The sequence below is a fragment of the Exiguobacterium sp. LL15 genome (assembly GCF_024436095.1).
GTDB classification, from domain to species: domain Bacteria; phylum Bacillota; class Bacilli; order Exiguobacteriales; family Exiguobacteriaceae; genus Exiguobacterium_A; species Exiguobacterium_A indicum.
In genome coordinates this window covers 1,920,839-1,939,949 of sequence record NZ_JANFNX010000001.1, presented here as the reverse complement: position 1 = coordinate 1,939,949, position 19,111 = coordinate 1,920,839, and the positions used below count along the sequence as shown (strand labels likewise).

The 19,111-nt window shown below is 49.1% G+C and carries 18 protein-coding genes; 16 read left to right on the top strand and 2 right to left on the bottom strand.

Annotated elements, in window-relative coordinates; genetic code table 11:
- The first annotated feature begins 12 nt into the window (after window positions 1-12).
- The 11 genes from accC (at window position 13) to spo0A (ending at window position 11,068) form a co-directional block, all read left to right on the top strand.
- Window positions 13-1,365: an acetyl-CoA carboxylase biotin carboxylase subunit gene (gene accC / locus NOM72_RS10140; protein WP_023467579.1), complete on the top strand. Its 1,353-nt coding sequence runs from the start codon at window positions 13-15 to the stop codon at window positions 1,363-1,365.
- Between the two features lie 120 nt (window positions 1,366-1,485).
- Window positions 1,486-1,890, top strand: a complete 405-nt coding sequence (gene nusB / locus NOM72_RS10135) for a transcription antitermination factor NusB (RefSeq protein ID WP_023467580.1) — start codon at window positions 1,486-1,488, stop codon at window positions 1,888-1,890.
- A 69-nt stretch (window positions 1,891-1,959) separates the two neighbouring features.
- Complete coding sequence (folD, locus tag NOM72_RS10130; RefSeq protein WP_023467581.1) at window positions 1,960-2,793, top strand: bifunctional methylenetetrahydrofolate dehydrogenase/methenyltetrahydrofolate cyclohydrolase FolD; 834 nt, start codon at window positions 1,960-1,962, stop codon at window positions 2,791-2,793.
- Complete coding sequence (gene xseA / locus NOM72_RS10125; RefSeq protein ID WP_023467582.1) at window positions 2,790-4,112, top strand: exodeoxyribonuclease VII large subunit; 1,323 nt, start codon at window positions 2,790-2,792, stop codon at window positions 4,110-4,112. The genes folD and xseA overlap by 4 nt, the downstream gene beginning before the upstream one ends.
- A 2-nt stretch (window positions 4,113-4,114) precedes the next feature.
- Complete coding sequence (gene xseB, locus NOM72_RS10120; RefSeq protein ID WP_023467583.1) at window positions 4,115-4,336, top strand: exodeoxyribonuclease VII small subunit; 222 nt, start codon at window positions 4,115-4,117, stop codon at window positions 4,334-4,336.
- Window positions 4,333-5,202 (top strand): polyprenyl synthetase family protein, encoded by an 870-nt coding sequence (locus tag NOM72_RS10115; protein ID WP_255999139.1) that lies wholly within the window; start codon window positions 4,333-4,335, stop codon window positions 5,200-5,202. Before xseB ends, NOM72_RS10115 begins: the two co-directional genes overlap by 4 nt.
- Before the next feature lie 117 nt (window positions 5,203-5,319).
- A complete protein-coding gene (dxs, locus tag NOM72_RS10110) occupies window positions 5,320-7,206 on the top strand; it encodes a 1-deoxy-D-xylulose-5-phosphate synthase (protein WP_255999138.1) in 1,887 nt (628 codons plus the stop codon).
- A gap of 6 nt (window positions 7,207-7,212) precedes the next feature.
- Window positions 7,213-8,019 carry a TlyA family RNA methyltransferase gene (locus NOM72_RS10105; RefSeq protein ID WP_029341099.1) on the top strand — a complete coding sequence of 269 codons (807 nt, stop codon included), beginning with the start codon at window positions 7,213-7,215 and terminating at the stop codon, window positions 8,017-8,019.
- 154 nt (window positions 8,020-8,173) lie between these two features.
- Window positions 8,174-8,623, top strand: coding sequence for a transcriptional regulator AhrC/ArgR (ahrC, locus tag NOM72_RS10100; protein WP_023467586.1), 450 nt, complete (start codon window positions 8,174-8,176; stop codon window positions 8,621-8,623).
- A gap of 12 nt (window positions 8,624-8,635) precedes the next feature.
- On the top strand, window positions 8,636-10,342 hold the full coding sequence (recN, locus tag NOM72_RS10095; protein ID WP_029341101.1) for a DNA repair protein RecN: 1,707 nt from the start codon (window positions 8,636-8,638) through the stop codon (window positions 10,340-10,342).
- Between the two features lie 3 nt (window positions 10,343-10,345).
- Complete coding sequence (gene spo0A / locus NOM72_RS10090) at window positions 10,346-11,068, top strand: sporulation transcription factor Spo0A (protein ID WP_035398295.1); 723 nt, start codon at window positions 10,346-10,348, stop codon at window positions 11,066-11,068.
- A 36-nt stretch (window positions 11,069-11,104) separates the two neighbouring features.
- On the opposite strand, the gene NOM72_RS10085 is transcribed toward spo0A, so the two are convergent.
- Both NOM72_RS10085 and NOM72_RS10080 read right to left on the bottom strand, forming a co-directional pair.
- The gene (locus NOM72_RS10085; protein ID WP_255999137.1) at window positions 11,105-11,683 is read right to left on the bottom strand and encodes a dihydrofolate reductase family protein; all 579 of its coding nucleotides are present in this window, start codon (window positions 11,681-11,683) and stop codon (window positions 11,105-11,107) included.
- 675 nt (window positions 11,684-12,358) lie between these two features.
- Window positions 12,359-12,613, bottom strand: coding sequence for a DUF2627 family protein (locus NOM72_RS10080; RefSeq protein WP_058265115.1), 255 nt, complete (start codon window positions 12,611-12,613; stop codon window positions 12,359-12,361).
- A 122-nt stretch (window positions 12,614-12,735) separates the two neighbouring features.
- Between NOM72_RS10080 and NOM72_RS10075 the strand changes: the two genes are divergently transcribed.
- The 5 genes from NOM72_RS10075 (at window position 12,736) to lpdA (ending at window position 19,105) form a co-directional block, all read left to right on the top strand.
- The gene (locus NOM72_RS10075) at window positions 12,736-14,391 is read left to right on the top strand and encodes a sigma 54-interacting transcriptional regulator (protein ID WP_058713638.1); all 1,656 of its coding nucleotides are present in this window, start codon (window positions 12,736-12,738) and stop codon (window positions 14,389-14,391) included.
- Between the two features lie 144 nt (window positions 14,392-14,535).
- Window positions 14,536-15,456 (top strand): phosphate butyryltransferase, encoded by a 921-nt coding sequence (yqiS, locus tag NOM72_RS10070; protein WP_041255026.1) that lies wholly within the window; start codon window positions 14,536-14,538, stop codon window positions 15,454-15,456.
- A 13-nt stretch (window positions 15,457-15,469) separates the two neighbouring features.
- Entirely contained in the window at window positions 15,470-16,594 is a 1,125-nt protein-coding gene (locus NOM72_RS10065; protein ID WP_023467593.1) for a Leu/Phe/Val dehydrogenase, read from the top strand.
- Window positions 16,595-16,610: 16 nt separating this feature from the next.
- Complete coding sequence (buk, locus tag NOM72_RS10060) at window positions 16,611-17,714, top strand: butyrate kinase (RefSeq protein ID WP_087679920.1); 1,104 nt, start codon at window positions 16,611-16,613, stop codon at window positions 17,712-17,714.
- Window positions 17,684-19,105 carry a dihydrolipoyl dehydrogenase gene (gene lpdA / locus NOM72_RS10055; protein ID WP_255999136.1) on the top strand — a complete coding sequence of 474 codons (1,422 nt, stop codon included), beginning with the start codon at window positions 17,684-17,686 and terminating at the stop codon, window positions 19,103-19,105. The genes buk and lpdA overlap by 31 nt, the downstream gene beginning before the upstream one ends.
- Window positions 19,106-19,111: the final 6 nt, after the last annotated feature.

The window sequence follows — 19,111 nt, the reverse complement described above, 5'->3', positions numbered from 1 at the left end:
GGGGTGAACAGCATGGAAAAATTATTGATTGCCAACCGTGGAGAAATCGCCGTCCGCATCATTCGAGCGGCAAAGGAACTTGGAATACAAACCGTTGCTGTCTACTCGACAGCGGATAAGGAAGCCTTACACGTTCGTTTAGCCGATGAGGCGTACTGCATCGGTGAGGCGAGTTCTGCTTCATCTTACTTAAACGTTACGAATATCCTCGCGGTCGCAACGAATCGTCAAGTGACGATGATCCACCCGGGTTACGGTTTCCTAGCAGAAAACGTTGATTTTGCTGAGATGTGTGAAGCGTGCGGGATCAAGTTCGTTGGTCCGACGTCGGATGCGATCCGTCAGATGGGGATCAAGGACGTTGCGAAGAAGACGATGATCGAGTGTGGAGTGCCCGTCGTGCCTGGTTCAGATGGAACGGTCACGGACGAAGAAGCGGTCGCACTGGCGCAAGAAATTGGTTATCCGGTCATCATCAAAGCAACAGCAGGTGGTGGCGGTAAAGGGATTCGGGTCGCTCGTTCGGAAGAAGAGCTGATCAACGGGCTAAGTGAGACACGCCGTGAAGCAAAACAAGCTTTCGGAAACGGGGATGTCTATTTAGAACGCTTCATCGAAGAGTTCCGCCATGTCGAGGTACAGGTCCTCGCCGATCGTCACGGGAATGTCATTCACCTCGGTGAACGGGATTGTACCGTCCAGCGCCGGATGCAGAAACTGATCGAGGAAGCGCCGTCACCTGCGGTTAGTGAAGCGACACGATTGAAGATGGGAGAGGCTGCCGTAAAAGCCGCAAAAGCGATTCAATATACAGGAGCTGGGACGATCGAATTCATCTTCGTCGAAGAGACGGAAGAGTTCTTCTTCATGGAGATGAACACACGCATTCAAGTCGAACACCCGGTAACGGAGATGATCACTGGGTTCGATCTCGTTCAAGCGCAATTGCAAGTCGCGCTCGATCATCCGCTTGCCGTTAAACAAAAGGATATCAAGTTCCACGGTCATTCGATCGAATGCCGAATCAATGCCGAGGATCCAGATCATGATTTCCGTCCGTCTGCTGGACGCGTCACACAATACGTGACACCAGGCGGAATGGGCGTACGTATCGATAGCGCAGTCTATCCGGGGTACATGATTCCACCGTACTATGACTCGATGGTCGCGAAATTGATCGTCCATGCGGAAACACGGGAAGAAGCATGTGCGAAGATGGAACGTGCACTGGCTGAATTTTGGATTGAAGGTGTCAAAACGACGATCCCGTTCCACGAACGTGTTCTCAGTCACCCGGTATTCCGGCGTGGGACGTTCACGACGAAATTCGCAGAGCGTGAGCTAAAAGGTACGATCGTTAACTGAATCAGGACGGGAGTTTGTGCGACGAACTCCCGTCTTTTTTTGGCGTTCTCTATGTTTTTTAAAAGAGGAATGTGCTAAACTAACTGATTGAGAACGACAAAAAAAGGAGCACGCAAAATCATGATGAAACGACACATGGCACGCGAACTCGCAGTCCAATCTTTGTTCCAAATGGAGCTTTCGGATCTGACTGCACAAGAGGCCATTGAATTCGCGGTAGAAGGTAAGGAATATGACACATTCGTCGAGCAATTGGTGAACGGTGTCGAAACGAACAAAGCAACGATTGACCAACACATCCGAGAAGCACTGGTCAACTGGTCATTCGAACGACTCGGAAACATCGAGCGGACGATTCTTCGCTTAGCCGTCTACGAATTATTGTTCGAAACGAACATTCCGGTTCGAGTGACGATCAACGAAGCGATTGAATTGACGAAGGCGTTCGCTGACGAAGAAGCGACAAAAATCGTGAACGGTGTTCTCGGTAAGGTCGCACAAGGCGTCGTTAAAGAAAATTCATAAAATTGTAAAACCGAATAGAGACAAACAGACAGAAGAGTGAATCGAACTTTTTGGGGGAGTGGACAAATCATGGCAGTAGTAATCGATGGAAAACAGGTAGCCCATTCATATCGTATGAAGCTGAAAGAAGAAGTCGCACGTCTGAAAGAACAGCGGATTCAACCGCAATTGACTGTCATCCTGATTGGCGAAGATCCTGCTAGTCAGTCCTATGTACGTGGTAAAGAAAAGGCGGCGAAGGAAATCGGTATGGATTCGGAGTTGATCCGACTTCCGGCAGAAACAACGGAATCAGAGCTTCTTCACTTGATCGAACGTCTGAACGTTGATGCGAGTGTCCACGGGATTCTCGTTCAATTGCCGTTGCCTGACCATATTGATGAGAGTAAAGTCATTTTTGCGATTTCTCCTGAAAAGGACGTCGATGGTTTTCATCCTGTCTCTGTCGGGAAAATGATGATTGGTGAACCGACATTTTTACCGTGTACACCAAACGGCATTCTTCATCTCGTCAAAGAGATGAACGTACCGATTGCCGGTCAACACGTCGTTGTCGTCGGTCGTAGCCAAATCGTCGGTAAACCCGTCGGTATGTTGTTCTTGAATGAATCGGCTACCGTTTCCTATTGTCATTCCAAGACAAAAGATCTCGGTGCGATGACGCGTCAAGCGGATATCTTGATCGTCGCAGTCGGCGTACCGAAGCTGATTACGGCGGATATGGTGAAACCGGGTGCTGTCGTCATTGACGTTGGTGTCAACCGTGTCGATGGCAAACTCGTCGGTGATGTCGAGTTTGATACGGTACAAGACGTTGCATCGATGATCACACCTGTTCCAGGTGGCGTTGGTCCGATGACGATCACGATGCTACTGCATAACACGATCGAGGCTGCGCGATGAGCGAACCTCTTCACGTTTCCGATTTAGTCCACTATGTCAAACGTGAACTAGAAGGCGACGCCCTTCTGCAACAAGTCCAGGTGGTGGGAGAAGTGTCGAACTTTAAACGACACTCTTCCGGTCACCTTTATTTTACGTTGAAGGACGAGCAGTCACGGATGAAAGCCGTCATGTTTGCCCGGGATGCGAGTCGAGTCAAAGCAGACGTTCGCGATGGGATGCGTGTCGTCGTCACCGCGCGCTTATCCGTTTACGTCTCTTCTGGAGAGATGCAACTCTATGTCGAACGGATGACGGAAGATGGTGTAGGAGCGCTATATGAGGCGTTCTCACGCTTGAAGGTGGATCTTGAAGAGCGTGGTTGGTTTGATCCAGCAATCAAACAATCGTTGCCAGCTTTTCCAGAGCGCATCGGAATCATCACGTCGCCAAAAGGAGCAGCGCTTCATGATATCGCAACGACACTCCGGCGCCGCTATCCGCAAGCAGCCATCGTCTTCGCCCCGGTCCTTGTACAGGGAGCGGACGCGGCACCACAAATCAGTCGTGCCATTCAGCTGATGAATGAGCATGCTGCCTGTGATGTGTTGATCATTGGTCGTGGTGGTGGTTCGATTGAGGAGCTGTGGGCATTCAATGAGATGTCTGTCGTGACAGCCGTGTTTGAATCCCGCATTCCGATCGTCTCTGCTGTCGGTCACGAAACGGATTTTACGATCAGTGATTTCGTCGCCGACGTTCGTGCTGCTACACCAACGGCAGCGGCAGAACTCGTCACTCCGGAAGCAGAGGCACTCACTCGACGTGTGCAGGATGTAGAGCGACGTTTAGAACGAACGTATGCACAACTCCTCAAAAGTAAACAAGAGCAAGTGACACGGCTTGCCGCGAGCTACGGTCTGAAATCACCACGCGTCCTACTCGGACTGAAGCAGGAACAATTGGACCGGGCAGAGATGTCACTCCAAAAGGAGATCAAGCAAGTAGTAGCGCAACACCAGCAACAGGTGGAGCGTCTTGACACACGCTTAATGCGTGTGCCGATGCGGGATCGCTTCGTGCAACAACGGGCGACGATTGAACAATCACGACGTCGACTCGAAATCGTTCGTCGACTTTTACAATCGAAGCAACAACAGGTGCGTCATGTGCTCGCGCGACTCGACTCCGTCAGTCCTACGCATGTTCTGATGCGCGGTTATACGTATGTCGAACAGGATGGACAAATCGTCCGTTCCGCGAAGGCATTGACAGCGTCTTCGTTCGATATCCGATTCCATGATGGAACGATTCGTGCTAAACGAGAGGATGGGGAGTAAGAATGGAGACGGAACAATCTTTTGAAGAAGCACTGGAACGATTAGAAGAAATCGTCACGTTACTCGAAGAGGGCGAAGCTCCTCTTGAACAAGCGATGGCTCTATATGAAGAAGGCGTCAAACTGACGGCTCTTTGCCAAGGAAAGTTATCCGTTGCTGAGAAAAAACTCGATCAAATCCTGGAGCAAGATGGTACGCTTCGGGAAAAAGGAGGAGCGCAATGATTGCTTTGAATGAGTGGAAGACACAAGTCGAAAATAAAATGGAAGAGTTCATGGAGCGACTCGACGCACCGGATCGTTTACGCGATTCGATGCGGTATTCACTCGATGCGGGTGGGAAACGAATTCGCCCAGCCTTGATTTATGCGGTACTCGATGCTTTTTCCATCGATCGTTCAAAAGGTGACGCGACTGCTGCGGCACTTGAGATGATTCATACATACTCACTGATTCACGATGACCTTCCCGCAATGGACGATGATGATCTGCGTCGAGGGCGTCCGACGAATCATATCGCTTTTGATGAAGCAACAGCAATTTTAGCAGGAGATGCCTTGCTCACGAACGCCTTCAGCTGTCTTCTTGAGGCACCAGCTTCGCCGGAAGTAAAGCTTGCACTTGTCGAACGGTTGGCAACAGCAGCGGGCGCTACGGGTATGGTCGGTGGTCAGCTCGACGATATGCTCGGTGAGCGTGGCGGCATCAATGACGTAGCGGAGCTTGAGTCGATTCACCGTCGGAAAACAGGAGCACTCCTCGTCTTTGCAGTCGAAGCGGGTGGTTTGCTTGCCTCGGTCAGCTCGACGGATCTTGAGCACTTGAAGCAATACGGTCGCCATCTCGGAATCGCATTCCAAATCCAAGATGACATCTTGGACGTAACAGGCGATGCTGAAAAAATCGGCAAACCGGTCGGTAGCGACGAAGGGAACGAAAAAGCAACGTACCCAAAATTACTGGGTCTTGAAGGAGCGAAACGCGCACTGACAGCTCAGGTGGAAGCAGCGGAACAAGCGATTGATGCATTATCAGTCGAAGCGACGACACTTAAGGAACTGCTCGACTTCGTGGTCAAGCGCGACCATTAAGCAGGACGACGCATCTGCGTCGTCTTTTTCTATGCTGACAATGGCGCTCGATAGATTGTTCTAGTACAATGTAGGGTACAAACCCTATAAGATTGTAAGGAAAAGAGGCGGTAAGGTATGAAATTGACAGAAATACAGGATCCGTCATTTTTAAAGCGTATGTCGGTCTCCGAACTCGAAGTACTCGCAGGCGATATTCGACGCTTTTTGATTGAAGAATTAGCGACGACAGGTGGACACTTGGCACCGAACCTCGGTGTCGTCGAGTTGACGCTTGCGTTGCATCGTGAATTCGACAGTCCGAATGACAAGTTCGTCTGGGATGTCGGGCACCAAGCATACGTGCATAAGATTTTGACAGGACGTGCGAGCCAGTTTGATACGCTCCGTCAGCACAAAGGACTCTGTGGGTTCCCGAAACGCAATGAGAGTGTGCATGACGTCTGGGAGACAGGACACAGCTCGACGTCCTTGTCAGCAGCAATGGGGATTGCTGTTTCGAACGAACTGAGCGGTAAGAGTGATCGTGCAGTCGCGATCATTGGTGACGGTGCGTTGACAGGTGGTATGGCACTCGAAGCATTGAATCATATTGGAGCAGAACAACAAAACGTCATCGTCATCTTGAACGATAACGAGATGTCGATTGCACCAAACGTTGGGGCGATGCATCAAATGCTTGGACGAATTCGTTCATCACGTAAAGTGCGTTTTGCCCAAGACGAGCTTGAAACGTTGATCAAAAAGATTCCGGTCATTGGCGGACGTCTTGAAAAAGGAAGCGAGAAGTTGAAGGAAGCTGTTAAAGGCGCACTTGTTCCTGGCATGTTCTTTGAAGAGCTCGGCTTCAACTATTATGGTCCAGTCGATGGGCACGATCTTGATGATTTAATCGAACAGCTCAATTACGTGAAAAAAGAAGAAGGTCCTGTCCTGCTTCATGTCATCACGAAAAAAGGGAAAGGCTATCGTCCGGCAGAGTTCGATGGTGTCGGCACATGGCATGGTCTTGGACCGTACAAGATGGAGTCTGGCGAAGTCATCAAAGGGAAATCAAAAGCACCTAGTTACTCCTTTACGGTAGCGGATACTTTAACAAAGATGGCACGCGATGATGAAAAGCTGACGTTGATTACGCCAGCGATGAGCGTCGGTTCAAAACTCGATTGTTTTGAAAAAGAATTCCCAGAGCGGATGTTTGACGTCGGGATTGCAGAACAACATGCTGTGACGTTCGCAGCTGGTCAAGCGACGCAAGGCATGAAACCTGTCGTATCGATCTACTCGACCTTCTTCCAACGTGCATACGATCAGCTCGTTCACGACGTGGCGCGTCAAAATCTAGATGTGACGTTTACGATTGACCGGTCAGGTCTCGTTGGCGCAGATGGTGAAACACACCAAGGCGTCTTCGATATTGCCTTCATGCGTCACGTACCGAACATTCGGATCGTCATGGCGAAGGATGAGAACGAACTGCAACACTTGCTCTATTCGGCCGTCAAATATGAAGGACCAATCGCCGTTCGTTTCCCACGTGGAGAAGGTATCGGTGTACCAATGGACGAGACACTGCAAGAAATTTCGCTTGATACATGGGAAGTCGAACGTGAAGGAACGGACGTCGCCATCCTTGCATTCGGACCACAAGTACAAGATGCGCTCAAAATCGCGGATCTCCTAGCAGACGAACTGTCGGTTCGTGTCATCAATGCTCGGACGATCAAACCGCTTGATGAGAAGATGCTGAATGCCCTTTACGCAGAAGGCATTCCACTCGTGACGCTCGAAGAAGCCGTCTTAAAAGGTGGATTCGGATCAGCTGTCCTTGAGCATGCGAACGAGCAGGAAGCATTTCCACGCGTCAAACGCTTTGGTATTCCAGATTGGTATATCGAGCATGGCGGTGTGAACGAATTACTGGAAGAAATCGGATTATTACCTGGACAAATCGCAGAAGAAGTACGCGCTTTCGTCAATCAAGGAAAGAAACAGAGTGTGTGACGATTCATGGAAAATGTAAAAAAAATCCGCCTCGACGTTCTTCTCGTCGAGCGCGGTTTGTTTGAAACGCGTGAAAAAGCAAAGCGATCGATCATGGCTGGACTTGTCTTTAGCGGAACGGAACGATTAGAGAAGGCTGGTGAGAAGGTCAAGTCGGACATCGACCTGCATGTTAAAGGTCAGTTGATGCCTTATGTCGGTCGTGGAGGCTTCAAGATGGAAAAGGCACTTCAAGTATTCGATTTCGATGTCGCTGGTAAAACAGGTCTCGATATTGGATCGTCAACAGGTGGCTTTACCGATTGCTCCTTACAAAATGGAGCAGCGCATATGTATGCGCTTGATGTCGGTTCCAATCAGCTGGACTGGAAGCTTCGTTCGGATGATCGTGTGACGGTGATGGAGAAAACGAACTTTCGGCACGCAACACCAGATATGTTCCCTGTTGCGCCACAGTTTGCGACGATTGATGTCTCATTCATCTCGTTACGGTTGATGCTTCCGCCGCTGAAGACGATCCTCGTCGAAGGAGGAGATGTCATGGCGCTCGTCAAACCGCAATTCGAAGCGGGGCGTGATGATATCGGTAAAAAAGGCATCGTGCGGGATGAACGGATTCATGTCCGCGTCCTCGATGAGATGGTTGAATTCTTCATTCAACAAGGGTTCTATGTGAAACAGCTCGACTATTCGCCGATTACCGGTGGAGAGGGGAACATCGAGTTCTTATTGCATGCGCGCCTTGGTCAACCAGGACTTGATCCATCTGTCCATGCGACAGAGACAGTCAAGCAAGCACATGCTAGTCTTTAAACGAACAGATGAAAACGAGGGCGGATCCGGTTCATGGGTCCGTCCTCCTTGTTGTTCGGAGCGACGAAAACCGTATAATAAAATGGCAAACGTGGACTTTTAATGATTTATTGGATTACAATAGTAACATCGAAGAATACTGTGAGGTGCAGGAATGACAAAGGGGCAACGGTTGATTAAGATTCGGGAGATCATCACCCAGTCGGAAGTAGAAACCCAAGATGAATTGGTAGAGGAATTACGGAATGCAGGATATAAGGTGACACAGGCAACGGTATCACGAGATATCAAGGAACTTCATCTCGTTAAGGTTCCGTTGAATGATGGACGTTATAAATACAGCTTACCCGCCGACCAACGCTTCAACCCACTCGGGAAATTGCGGCGTCTGCTCGGTGACAGCTTCATCTCGATTGATTCTGCTCAAAATCTGATTGTCATGCATGTCCTGCCGGGAAATGCGAACGCAGTCGCCGTCTTACTGGACCATTTGAGCTGGAACGAACTGCTTGGCACGGTGTGTGGGGACGATACGATCCTATTGATCGCACGAAGTGAGGAACAAGCGAAAGAAGTGACCGAACGAATTTTAGAAATGCTGTAAGGAGTTGACAGGATGCTAGCTGAATTATCGATCAAACAATTTGCGATCATTGACGAGCTACAGATCGACTTTAAAAAAGGAATGACCGTCTTGACTGGGGAAACAGGTGCCGGTAAATCGATCGTTCTCGACGCGATCGGTTTATTGATTGGTGGACGTGGATCCGCGGAATTCGTTCGATACGGGGAAGATCGGGCGGAACTAGAAGGATTGTTTCTGATTGAAGACGACCATCTCGTCTATGGTCTTGCAGAAGAGTATGGTATCGATATCGAAGATGGATTGATCATCTTACGACGTGATCTGTTCGCGACCGGGAAAAGTGTCTGTCGCGTCAACAATAAGCTGGTCACACTGACGATCTTACGGGAGTTCGGGCGTGTCCTCGTCGACATGCACGGGCAACATGAACATCAGCATTTAATGGACAGTACGTATCATCAAGCGATTCTCGATGACTTCGCGCAAGAGACGATTGCGCCGCTCCTTCAAGCCTATCAATCCGGTTATCAAGCGTATGAAGAAAAACGGACGGCGCTACAATCGCTCGCGCAAAGTGAGCAAGAACTCGCTCAACGGATTGATTTACTATCGTTTCAGACGGAAGAGATCGAAGGCGCAAAACTTCGAGCACATGAGGAAGACGAGTTGCTCGTCGAACGAAATCGTCTTGCGAATTTCGAGAAGCTATATGCGTCGTTAAAGACAGCATACGATGCTTTGCATGATGAGATGCGCGGCATCGACTCTGTCGGAGACGCGATGCGTGAACTACAACAAGCATCAAGCATTGACGAACAGTTTTCGCAGCAGAGTGACGCGATCGCAAGCGCTTTTTATGGACTCGAAGAAGTCGGGTATGCGATTCGAGATCAACTTGAAACACTTGAGTTCGATTCCAATCGACTCGATGAGATCGAGCAACGTTTATCCGTCTTTCAACAACTGAAACGAAAATACGGGGCGACGATCGAGGAAGTCATTGCGTATGGGGAAAAAATTCGAGTTGAACTTGATACGATGACGAATCGAGATGAACGGATTGAACGATTAAAAGCCGAAGTCGAACAGCTCGAAGGCGAATTGTTTGATATAGGTGGTCGACTCTCGCAACAGCGTCGAAAAGCGGCAGTTCAATTAAGCGAAGCGATTCATCTAGAATTGCGTGAGCTCTACATGGAGAAAGCACGGTTTGAAATTCGTTTTCTTCAAGACGGGAAGACACCGATGCTACGCAAGAACGGGATCGACCAAGTAGAGTTCTTCATCATGACGAATGCGGGAGAGCCATTCAAGTCGCTCGGAAAAGTCGCATCGGGCGGGGAGTTATCTCGTATCATGCTCGGATTGAAGTCAATCTTCTCGCGCTCGGTTGGAGTCGCTTCGATCATTTTCGATGAAGTCGATACAGGAGTATCGGGTCGTGTCGCACAAGCGATGGCTGAAAAAATCTATCGTTTGTCAGTAGACGGACAAGTACTCTGTATTACGCACTTACCGCAAGTCGCTTCGATGGCTGATCAACATCTCTATATTCGGAAGATTGAAGAGACGGATCGTACGACGACACAGGTCAATGTCTTGTCTCAGTCAGACCGAGGAAACGAACTTGGACGGATGATTTCCGGTGCACATATGACGGATTTGACGTTACGCCATGCCGAGGAATTGATGGATCAGGCGAAGACGATGAAAGAATCGCTTAAAAATGGGGTGTAAGGATTGATTAAAGTCGGGATAGCAGATGATAATCGCGAAATGGTCGAACTGATTCGCCAGCATATCTCTGCGCAAGAAGACATGGAAGTCGTTTGCGTCGCCTACAATGGCGAGAGTTGTCTCGAACGCATGAAAGAACACGAAGTGGATGTATTGCTCCTCGACATCATCATGCCTCATTTAGATGGGCTTGGTGTTCTCGAAGAATTGATGAAGAAAAAGAAGAACCCTGCTGTCATCATGTTGAGTGCCTTCGGTAAAGACGAGGTCTCGCAACAGGCGGTCACCCTCGGAGCATCGTACTTCTTACTTAAACCGTTCAGCATGGATCAGCTCGTTCAAAAAATTCGTCTCGTGACGAATCAAGGACAAGCACCGATCGTCGAAACGATTGATTTAAAAGTCGGTACGACACTTCGAGAAGTGGGGATTGCTCCGCATATTAAAGGCTTCACGTATTTGAAGGACGCTGTCTTAATGGTGCTTGAACGGGAAGATTTACTCGGATTGATCACAAAGGAACTCTATCCGACGATCGCGAAGAAACACCAAACGACGGCATCTCGCGTCGAACGAGCGATGCGTCACGCCATCAAGTCCGCTTGGAACGAAGGGATGCAACAGCACGAGCTCTTCAATGGTCGAATCGAACAAGAGAAAAGTCCGAAGAACTCGGAATTCATCTCGTATGTTTCAAGTCATATGAATCAAGAACAATCTGGTTAAAGGAAACACACCGTCTGAATGATAGACGGTGTGTTTTTAGTTCCTATCCCGTTCATAGCAAGCGATCAATACGCCGTTATCAAACGTGTGTCGTTTCGTGACGTTCCAAGTAAGAGGCGTCATTCCGTTGTCGGGAAATAGACGTTTACCAGAACCAACGATGACTGGATAGTGGATCAATCGAAGTTCATCGATCAGATCAGCTTCATAAAGCGTATGAACGAGTTGACTACTACCCCAGACGTGAAGCGGTGGTCCGTCCTGTTGTTTCAAGCGTGTTAGTTCAGAAGTCGGTTGATTCAAATATGTCGTTGGCTGCCAACGAATAGGTGGTGTATGACGCGTAGAAACATACTTCGTGGCACGATCGGCAACTGGCCAGATATCGGCATGGAGTGGCCAGTAACTCGACCATTGCTCGTAAGTCGCGCGACCGAGTAACAGGGCGCAATCCTCTTGCATCCATCCACGGATGACCTGACCGATCTCAGGATGCTGAAATGGAGCAGTCCATCCACCCTGTTCGAAGTCGTTGCTCACATCCTCATTCTTTCCGCTCGGTGCTTGAACGACACCGTCTAACGATAGATGTTCGAATACGATGATTTTTCGCATGAAAGATCTCCTTTCGATTACGTTCTGCTTATAGCATACCGCAAAGTTAAAAATATATAAAAGCGCTTGCAAATAAATATTGCATAAACTGAAATGTTTGTTATAATAAAGGTACCAAATGATTTGGCAAGACGTCAGATGAACGTCGAGTCGACAAGGACTCCGGAAATCCTGTTGATGAACATCATCTCAGAACGCCAACTGTAAATGGCTCAAGAATGCCGGACGACATTCTCTTGGTAGAAGTCGTACCAAGGTATCTTGTTCATTCTAGATGGGAAATCTCGAATGAATGGGAGCTTCCATGATTTCGAAGCTAGGGAAAAGTGGAAGGTAACGGATCGTCTAAAATGAAAAGTACAGTTCGTGAAAAGGAGTGTTGTCTAGCAGTGATTGTTAGCAACCGAATGTTTGACTGCTTCAAGCGGATGACATTACGCTCCACCTAGGTCCCGAGTACAGTCAGATGATGGAACTGAAACACCATTCTATCGTTAGCCCGATAGCCAGATCTGATTTCTTTCTACCTCTTCATTAAGAGGAACACCTAAGGTTTTGGAGTACACGAATAGTTCTAACTATGAGAGGAGTTCATCCGTAAGTGAAACCAATTTTATACGAGTAAAAGGTCCCGCGCTTGAAATGAATTCAAGAGATGGGGACCTTTTTCTGTGTTCATTTTTTTTGATAGCGGTCGGAGACTTTTCCACGTTTTCGATCGCGATAAAAGACATATCCTGCGACAAATCCAATGCCACCCATCGCAAGAACCAAACCAACGAGACCTTGCAGTACATATACGTAAGCCGCATCGCCTAAGTATTTAAACGGCACTTGCGCAATTAGAAAAACACTATCACGCATGAGCTTAATACCAATCGCGCCGATGATGCCGGGGATTAATAATGAGAGCAAACCAATGATACGCATAGGACGCCACTCCTTTCCAAGCGTATTGTATCAAAAAATTGATCGTTCTGCGAATCGGGTTTGCTTCCCTATTTTATTCCGAGTACGATAGAAATGTAAGCAGTTTCAAAGGGGGAATTCATATGCATCATCTACTCGTCGTCGGGGCTGGTCAAGGGGGAACAGAAGTCCTACATGCGTTTCAACGTTCACCATTATTAACGGTCATCGGTCTCGTCGATCCAAACATGGAGGCGCCTGGGGTGGCGCTTGCACGGCGTGCGGACATTCAGATCGAAACGAATTGGTCAGCTTTTGAAGGAGCTGATGTCGATTTCATCATTGACGCTACAGGAGAAACTGGCGTACTTGAGCAATTGATTCATGATTTTCCGGGAGCGGCGGTCTTACCGGGTGAATTCGTCAGAGTGTTGCTTGAGCGATTGACTGAAAAAGAGAAAATGCTCGAAGCAATCATTCATTGTACGAGCGAGGCGATTTCCGTCGCCGATCAAGACGGACAGACGATGCTGATCAATCCAGCATATACGCGTATGACTGGTTTCACGGAGCGAGACGTCGTCGGAAAACCGGCAAGTGCCGATATCGGAATGCAGGAATCCGTTCATTTGAAAGTCTTGAATACGGGCGAGAACGTGCGGGATGTTCGCATGAAGATCGGGCAAGATCAACGTGATATCATCGTCAATGCGGCACCCGTCATCGTCGATGGACAAGTCCGCGGTTCCGTTGGGGTCATTCGGGATATTTCGGAAATGAAGGCACTCGCCAAAGAATTGAAGGCAGCGCGCCAAAAAATCCGGACGCTCGAAGCTAAATATACTTTTGACGATATCATCGCTGAGAGTGAAGCGATGCGCTTCGTCGTCGATCAAGCAAAGCTTGCGGCAACGATGCCCGTCAACGTCTTGATTCGCGGTGAATCCGGAACCGGCAAGGAATTGTTTGCACATGCGATCCATGCAGCGAGCGAACGTAAATATGAACAATTCGTCCGCGTCAACTGTGCGGCAATCGCACCGACGTTACTCGAAAGTGAACTATTCGGGTACGAGGAAGGCGCGTTCTCAGGAGCGCGACGTGGTGGGAAGCGGGGATATTTCGAAGAAGCACACGGGGGTTCGCTATTCTTAGATGAGATTGGCGAACTACCACTCGACGTCCAGGCCAAACTATTACGGGTGTTACAGGAAAATGAAGTCGTTCGCGTCGGTGGGACGAAGGCGATTCCAGTCGATGTCCGGATTATCGCGGCGACGAATGCGAATCTAGAGCAAAAGATCATCATGAATGAGTTCCGAGAAGATCTCTACTACCGGATCAATCGTTTACCGATTCACATACCGGCACTACGTGAGCGACCGGATGATATCGCACCATTGACCTTGCACTTACTCCGTAAATTGAATCAAAGTTATGGACGATCGGTCGGACGGATCTCAGATGATGTACTTGAAGCAATGAAGAAGCAACCGTGGAAAGGAAATGTCCGCGAGCTTGAAAATGTCATCGGTCGCGCGTTGATTTTTACGGATAAAACAGAAACCGTCTTGCGAAAAGGTCATCTTCAGCTTGTCGTGCCACAAACAACGAAAGTCACGACGAGACAGAAAAAGGAAATCAAGCATTTATCGGACGAGATGTCACACGTCGAAGAACGGTTGATTCGTGAAGCGCTTACTGCCTTTAATGGCAACAAAACAGAAGCGGCGAAACAACTCGGAATTTCTCTTCGGGCACTTTATTACAAAGTGGAACGATTTAACATCTATTCGTGAAGCGCAAATTTTTGCGTGCAATATATTGCAAAAAATGCAAAAGCGTGCAAAATTAAAGACGTTCTTGCTTAACCTACCGTCTCTTTTGAATTGGCACGAAAATTGCTATTACTATTTATGTATGACAGGTGAGGGGGGAATACGGTGAGATTCAGTGAAATGGTCGAGCAGGCAGCTCGACTCGAAGATTCCGTCGTTGCGATTGCAGCTGCGGATGACGAAGAAGTGATGGATGCTGTCGCATTAGCAATTGAGAACGATTTAGCACGTTTTCATTTGTTCGGGGATGCGACACGGATTCAGCAGATGATTCAAAAACGAGCATTACGAGAGTCACAGTTCGTGATCACGCACACTTCTACATCACAAGAAGCGGCAGAGCGTGCCGCTCATGCCGTTCGCAAAGGGGATGCGAGCGTCTTGATGAAAGGTCTTGTTCCGACAGCAACGTTCATGAAAGCTGTCTTGAACAAAGAAACGGGTCTGCGTTCAGGGAATGTCTTGTCGCATGTCGCCTTGTTCGAAGTACCGGGGCGTGAATCAGCAATCGGATTAACCGATGCAGCGATTCACATCCAACCGACACTCGAAGACAAAGTGAAGATCATCGAAAACGGTGTCTCCGCCTTACGAGCGCTTGGATACGGCTTACCAAAAGTCGCAGTCTTAGCAGCTGTCGAAGTCGTCAATCCAACGATGCAGGCAACGATTGATGCCGCTCTGCTAACACAAATGAACCGACGTGGTCAAATCAAGGATTGCCTTGTAGACGGACCACTCGCACTCGACAATGCCGTAAATCTCGTCGCTGCCCAGCAAAAAGGGCTAACGGGAGACGTAGCAGGTCAGGCGGATTTACTCGTCGTTCCGCAAATTGAAGTCGGAAACGTCATCTACAAATCACTCATGTATTTCGCACATGCCTCGGTTGCGGCGATTCTCGTCGGAGCGCGGGCGCCAGTCGTTTTGACCAGCCGTGCCGATACAGCAGAAGCAAAAATGTACTCACTAGCCTTTGCGCTATTAAATGCCCAACAGACGAAAAAAGTAAAACAAACAATCTGAGGAGGAACTTAAAATGGTCGAAACAAACGTAGAGTCACGCTTCAGCATCTTTGAAACAATGGAGATGGAAGATTACGAACAAGTCGTTTTTTGCCACGATAAAGTATCAGGATTAAAAGCAATCATTGCGATTCATGACACGACACTCGGACCGGCACTCGGTGGACTTCGCATGTGGAACTATGCATCAGACGAAGAGGCATTGATTGATGCGCTCCGTTTATCAAAAGGAATGACGTATAAGAACGCAGCCGCTGGGTTGAACCTTGGTGGTGGTAAAGCTGTCATCATCGGCGATGCGAAGACACAAAAGTCAGAAGCACTCTTCCGGGCATTCGGACGTTACGTCCAGTCACTGAACGGTCGTTACATCACAGCAGAAGATGTCAATACGACAGTTGCAGACATGGATTACATCCACATGGAGACAGATTTCGTTACTGGTGTCAGCCCAGCATTCGGATCAAGTGGTAACCCATCACCGGTTACGGCATACGGTGTCTATCGTGGAATGAAAGCAGCGGCAAAAGAAGTGTACGGAACAGATTCACTTGGTGGAAAAACGATTGCGATCCAAGGTGTCGGTAACGTTGCCTTTAATCTATGCCGTCATTTACATGAAGAAGGGGCGAAACTGATCGTCACAGACATCAATCAAGAAGCACTTCAACGTGCAGAAGAAGCATTCGGTGCCTTGATCGTCGCACCAGAAGACATCTACAGTGTCGAAGCAGATATCTTCGCACCATGTGCCCTCGGTGCGACATTGAACGACGAGACGATTCCACAATTGAAAGTCAAGATCATCGCCGGTGCAGCAAATAACCAACTCAAAGAAGACCGTCACGGTGACATGCTCGAAGAACGCGATATTTTATACGTACCAGACTTCGTCATCAATGCTGGTGGTGTCATCAACGTTGCCGATGAACTCGATGGATACAACCGTGATCGTGCCATGAAAAAAGTTGAACTCGTCTACGATGCGGTCACGAAAGTGTTCGAAATCGCAAAACGCGATCATTTACCGACATACCGTGCGGCTGAGAAAATGGCAGAAGAGCGTATCGCAACGATGCGCAGTGCCCGCAGCCAATTCTTGCGTCGTGATAAAAACATTCTAGGATCACGTGGCTGATCAGAGGAGGATATCCATGAGCGAACGTATTTTAACGATTAATCCCGGTTCGACGTCGACGAAGATCGGTATCTTCGAAGGGGCGAACCAGGTGTTCACGAAGACGTTACGCCATCCAGCGGAGGCGGTCGGAGGACCGCTTCCAGCGCAGCTGGAGATGCGTCGTCATGTGTTACTCGAAGTATTGGCTGAAGAGCAGATTGATTTGAAAGCGCTTACTGCAGTCGTGGGTCGCGGAGGACTACTCCGACCGCTCGTCAGTGGTACGTATGCCGTCAATCGAGAAATGCGAGAAGACTTACTCAGCGGTATTTTTGGCGTCCATGCATCGAACCTCGGCGGACTCCTCGCGGATGAGATTGCTCGGACACTCGATATCCCATCGTTCATCGTTGATCCAGTCGTCGTTGACGAACTTGAGCCGATTGCGCGAATTACAGGCTTACCTGAACTTGAACGAAAGAGTATTTTCCATGCCTTGAATCAAAAAGCTGTCGCGAAGCGGTACGCGAAGGAAATCGGGCGTCCATATGAGGAACTGCGTCTGATCATCGCACACATGGGCGGCGGCATTACGGTCGGTGCGCACCAAGAGGGGCGTGTCATCGATGTCAACAACGGACTCGATGGAGAAGGACCGTTTTCGCCAGAACGAAGCGGATCGCTACCTGTTGGTCAACTAGTAGAACTATGTTATAGTACCAAGTATAAACTTGAAGAGATGAAGCGTCTGGTCGTTGGGTCAGGCGGACTTGTCGCGCACTTGGGTACGTTTGACGCGATCGAGATCGAGCGCCGGATTGAGGAAGGCGACGAAAAAGCGGCATTGTTATATGACGCGATGGCGTACCGGATCGCAAAAGAGATCGCTGGTCAAAGTGCCGTCTTGTTCGGTCAGATCGACGCGATCATTCTAACAGGCGGACTTGCCTATAGTGATCGGTTGACGCGTGCGATCGAAGAACGCATCGCCCACCTCGGTCAAGTCGTGCGTAGTCCTGGTGAAGATGAGTTGCAGGCGCTCGCAGAAGGAGTGTTGCGTGTCTTACGTGGAGAAGAGGAAGTTAAGGAATATGGAGGCGAACCAACATGGCTAGAGAATTCGACGTCGTTGTCCTAGGTGGTGGACCCGGTGGATATGTCGCCGCGATCCGTGCGGCACAAGCTGGGAAGTCGGTAGCAATCGTAGAACAAGGAAAATTAGGCGGGACATGCTTACATCGTGGCTGTATCCCATCTAAAGCCTTTTTGAAATCAGCAGCAGTCTATCAGACGGTCAAACACGCTGCTACATATGGCGTGGACGTACCGGAATCGTTTTTACGATTCGAACAGGTCAAACAACGTAAACAAGAGATCGTAGATGGATTAGAAGCAGGCATTCAGCACCTGATGAAAAAAGCAAAGATTGAAGTCTTTCATGGTCGGGGTTCGATTCTTGGACCAAGTATCTTTTCACCGATGCCGGGAACGATCAGCGTCGAACCGGAAGAAGGCGAAGGTGAGTTGATCCTTCCGCGTCAATTGATCGTCGCGACAGGGTCACGTCCACGTCCATTGAACGGACTTGCTTTTGATTCAGAGTATGTCCTCAGTTCGGATGATGCACTCGATATGGCAGATTTGCCAAAATCGATCGTCATCATTGGTGGTGGCGTCATCGGTGTCGAATGGGCATCGATGTTGACGGATTTTGACGTCGCAGTAACGGTCGTTGAATTCAGCGATCGGATTTTACCGACGGAAGATGCGGCAGTCAGTCGTGAAGTCGCCCGTCAACTGAAAAAGCGGGGCGTCAAGATTCATACCGGCGCAGCTGCACAAAGTGACACATTCCGGATGTCAGAAGACGGTGTCTCGATCGCGATTGACCGTAATGGAGAACAAACGACGCTTGAAGCGGATAAGTTGCTCGTCGCGATCGGTCGAATGGCGAACGTCGAAGGCATCGGGATCGAAAACACGAATATCGTCGTCGAAAATGGCTTCATCCAAGTAGATGACCATTTCCGGACGAAGGATCAACATATCTATGCGATCGGAGATGTCATCGGTCGCTTACAACTGGCGCACGTCGCGTCAGCAGAAGGTGTCAAAGCGGTCGAGGCGATCGTCCACGGAACGACGACACCACTTGAATATGCGTTCGTACCACGTTGTATCTACAGCGTACCGGAAGCGGCATCGGTCGGTTTGACGGAAGACGAAGCGAAACGTGCCGGAATGGACGTTAAGGTCGGAAGCTTCTCGTTCAACGGATTAGGGAAAGCGCGGATCGAAGGAGAAGCGGCAGGCTTCATCAAGCTCGTCTCCGATGCGAAGACAGATGATCTCGTCGGCGTTCACATCGTCGGACCAAAAGCAACGGAACTGATCAGTGAAGGTGGATTAGCGCTCGTACTCAATGCAACGGCATGGGAAGTCGGACAGCTCGTGCATCCGCACCCGGCCTTGTCAGAAGCATTCGGTGAAGCAGCACTTGCAGTCGACGGACTCGCGGTTCACGCCTAAGGAGGA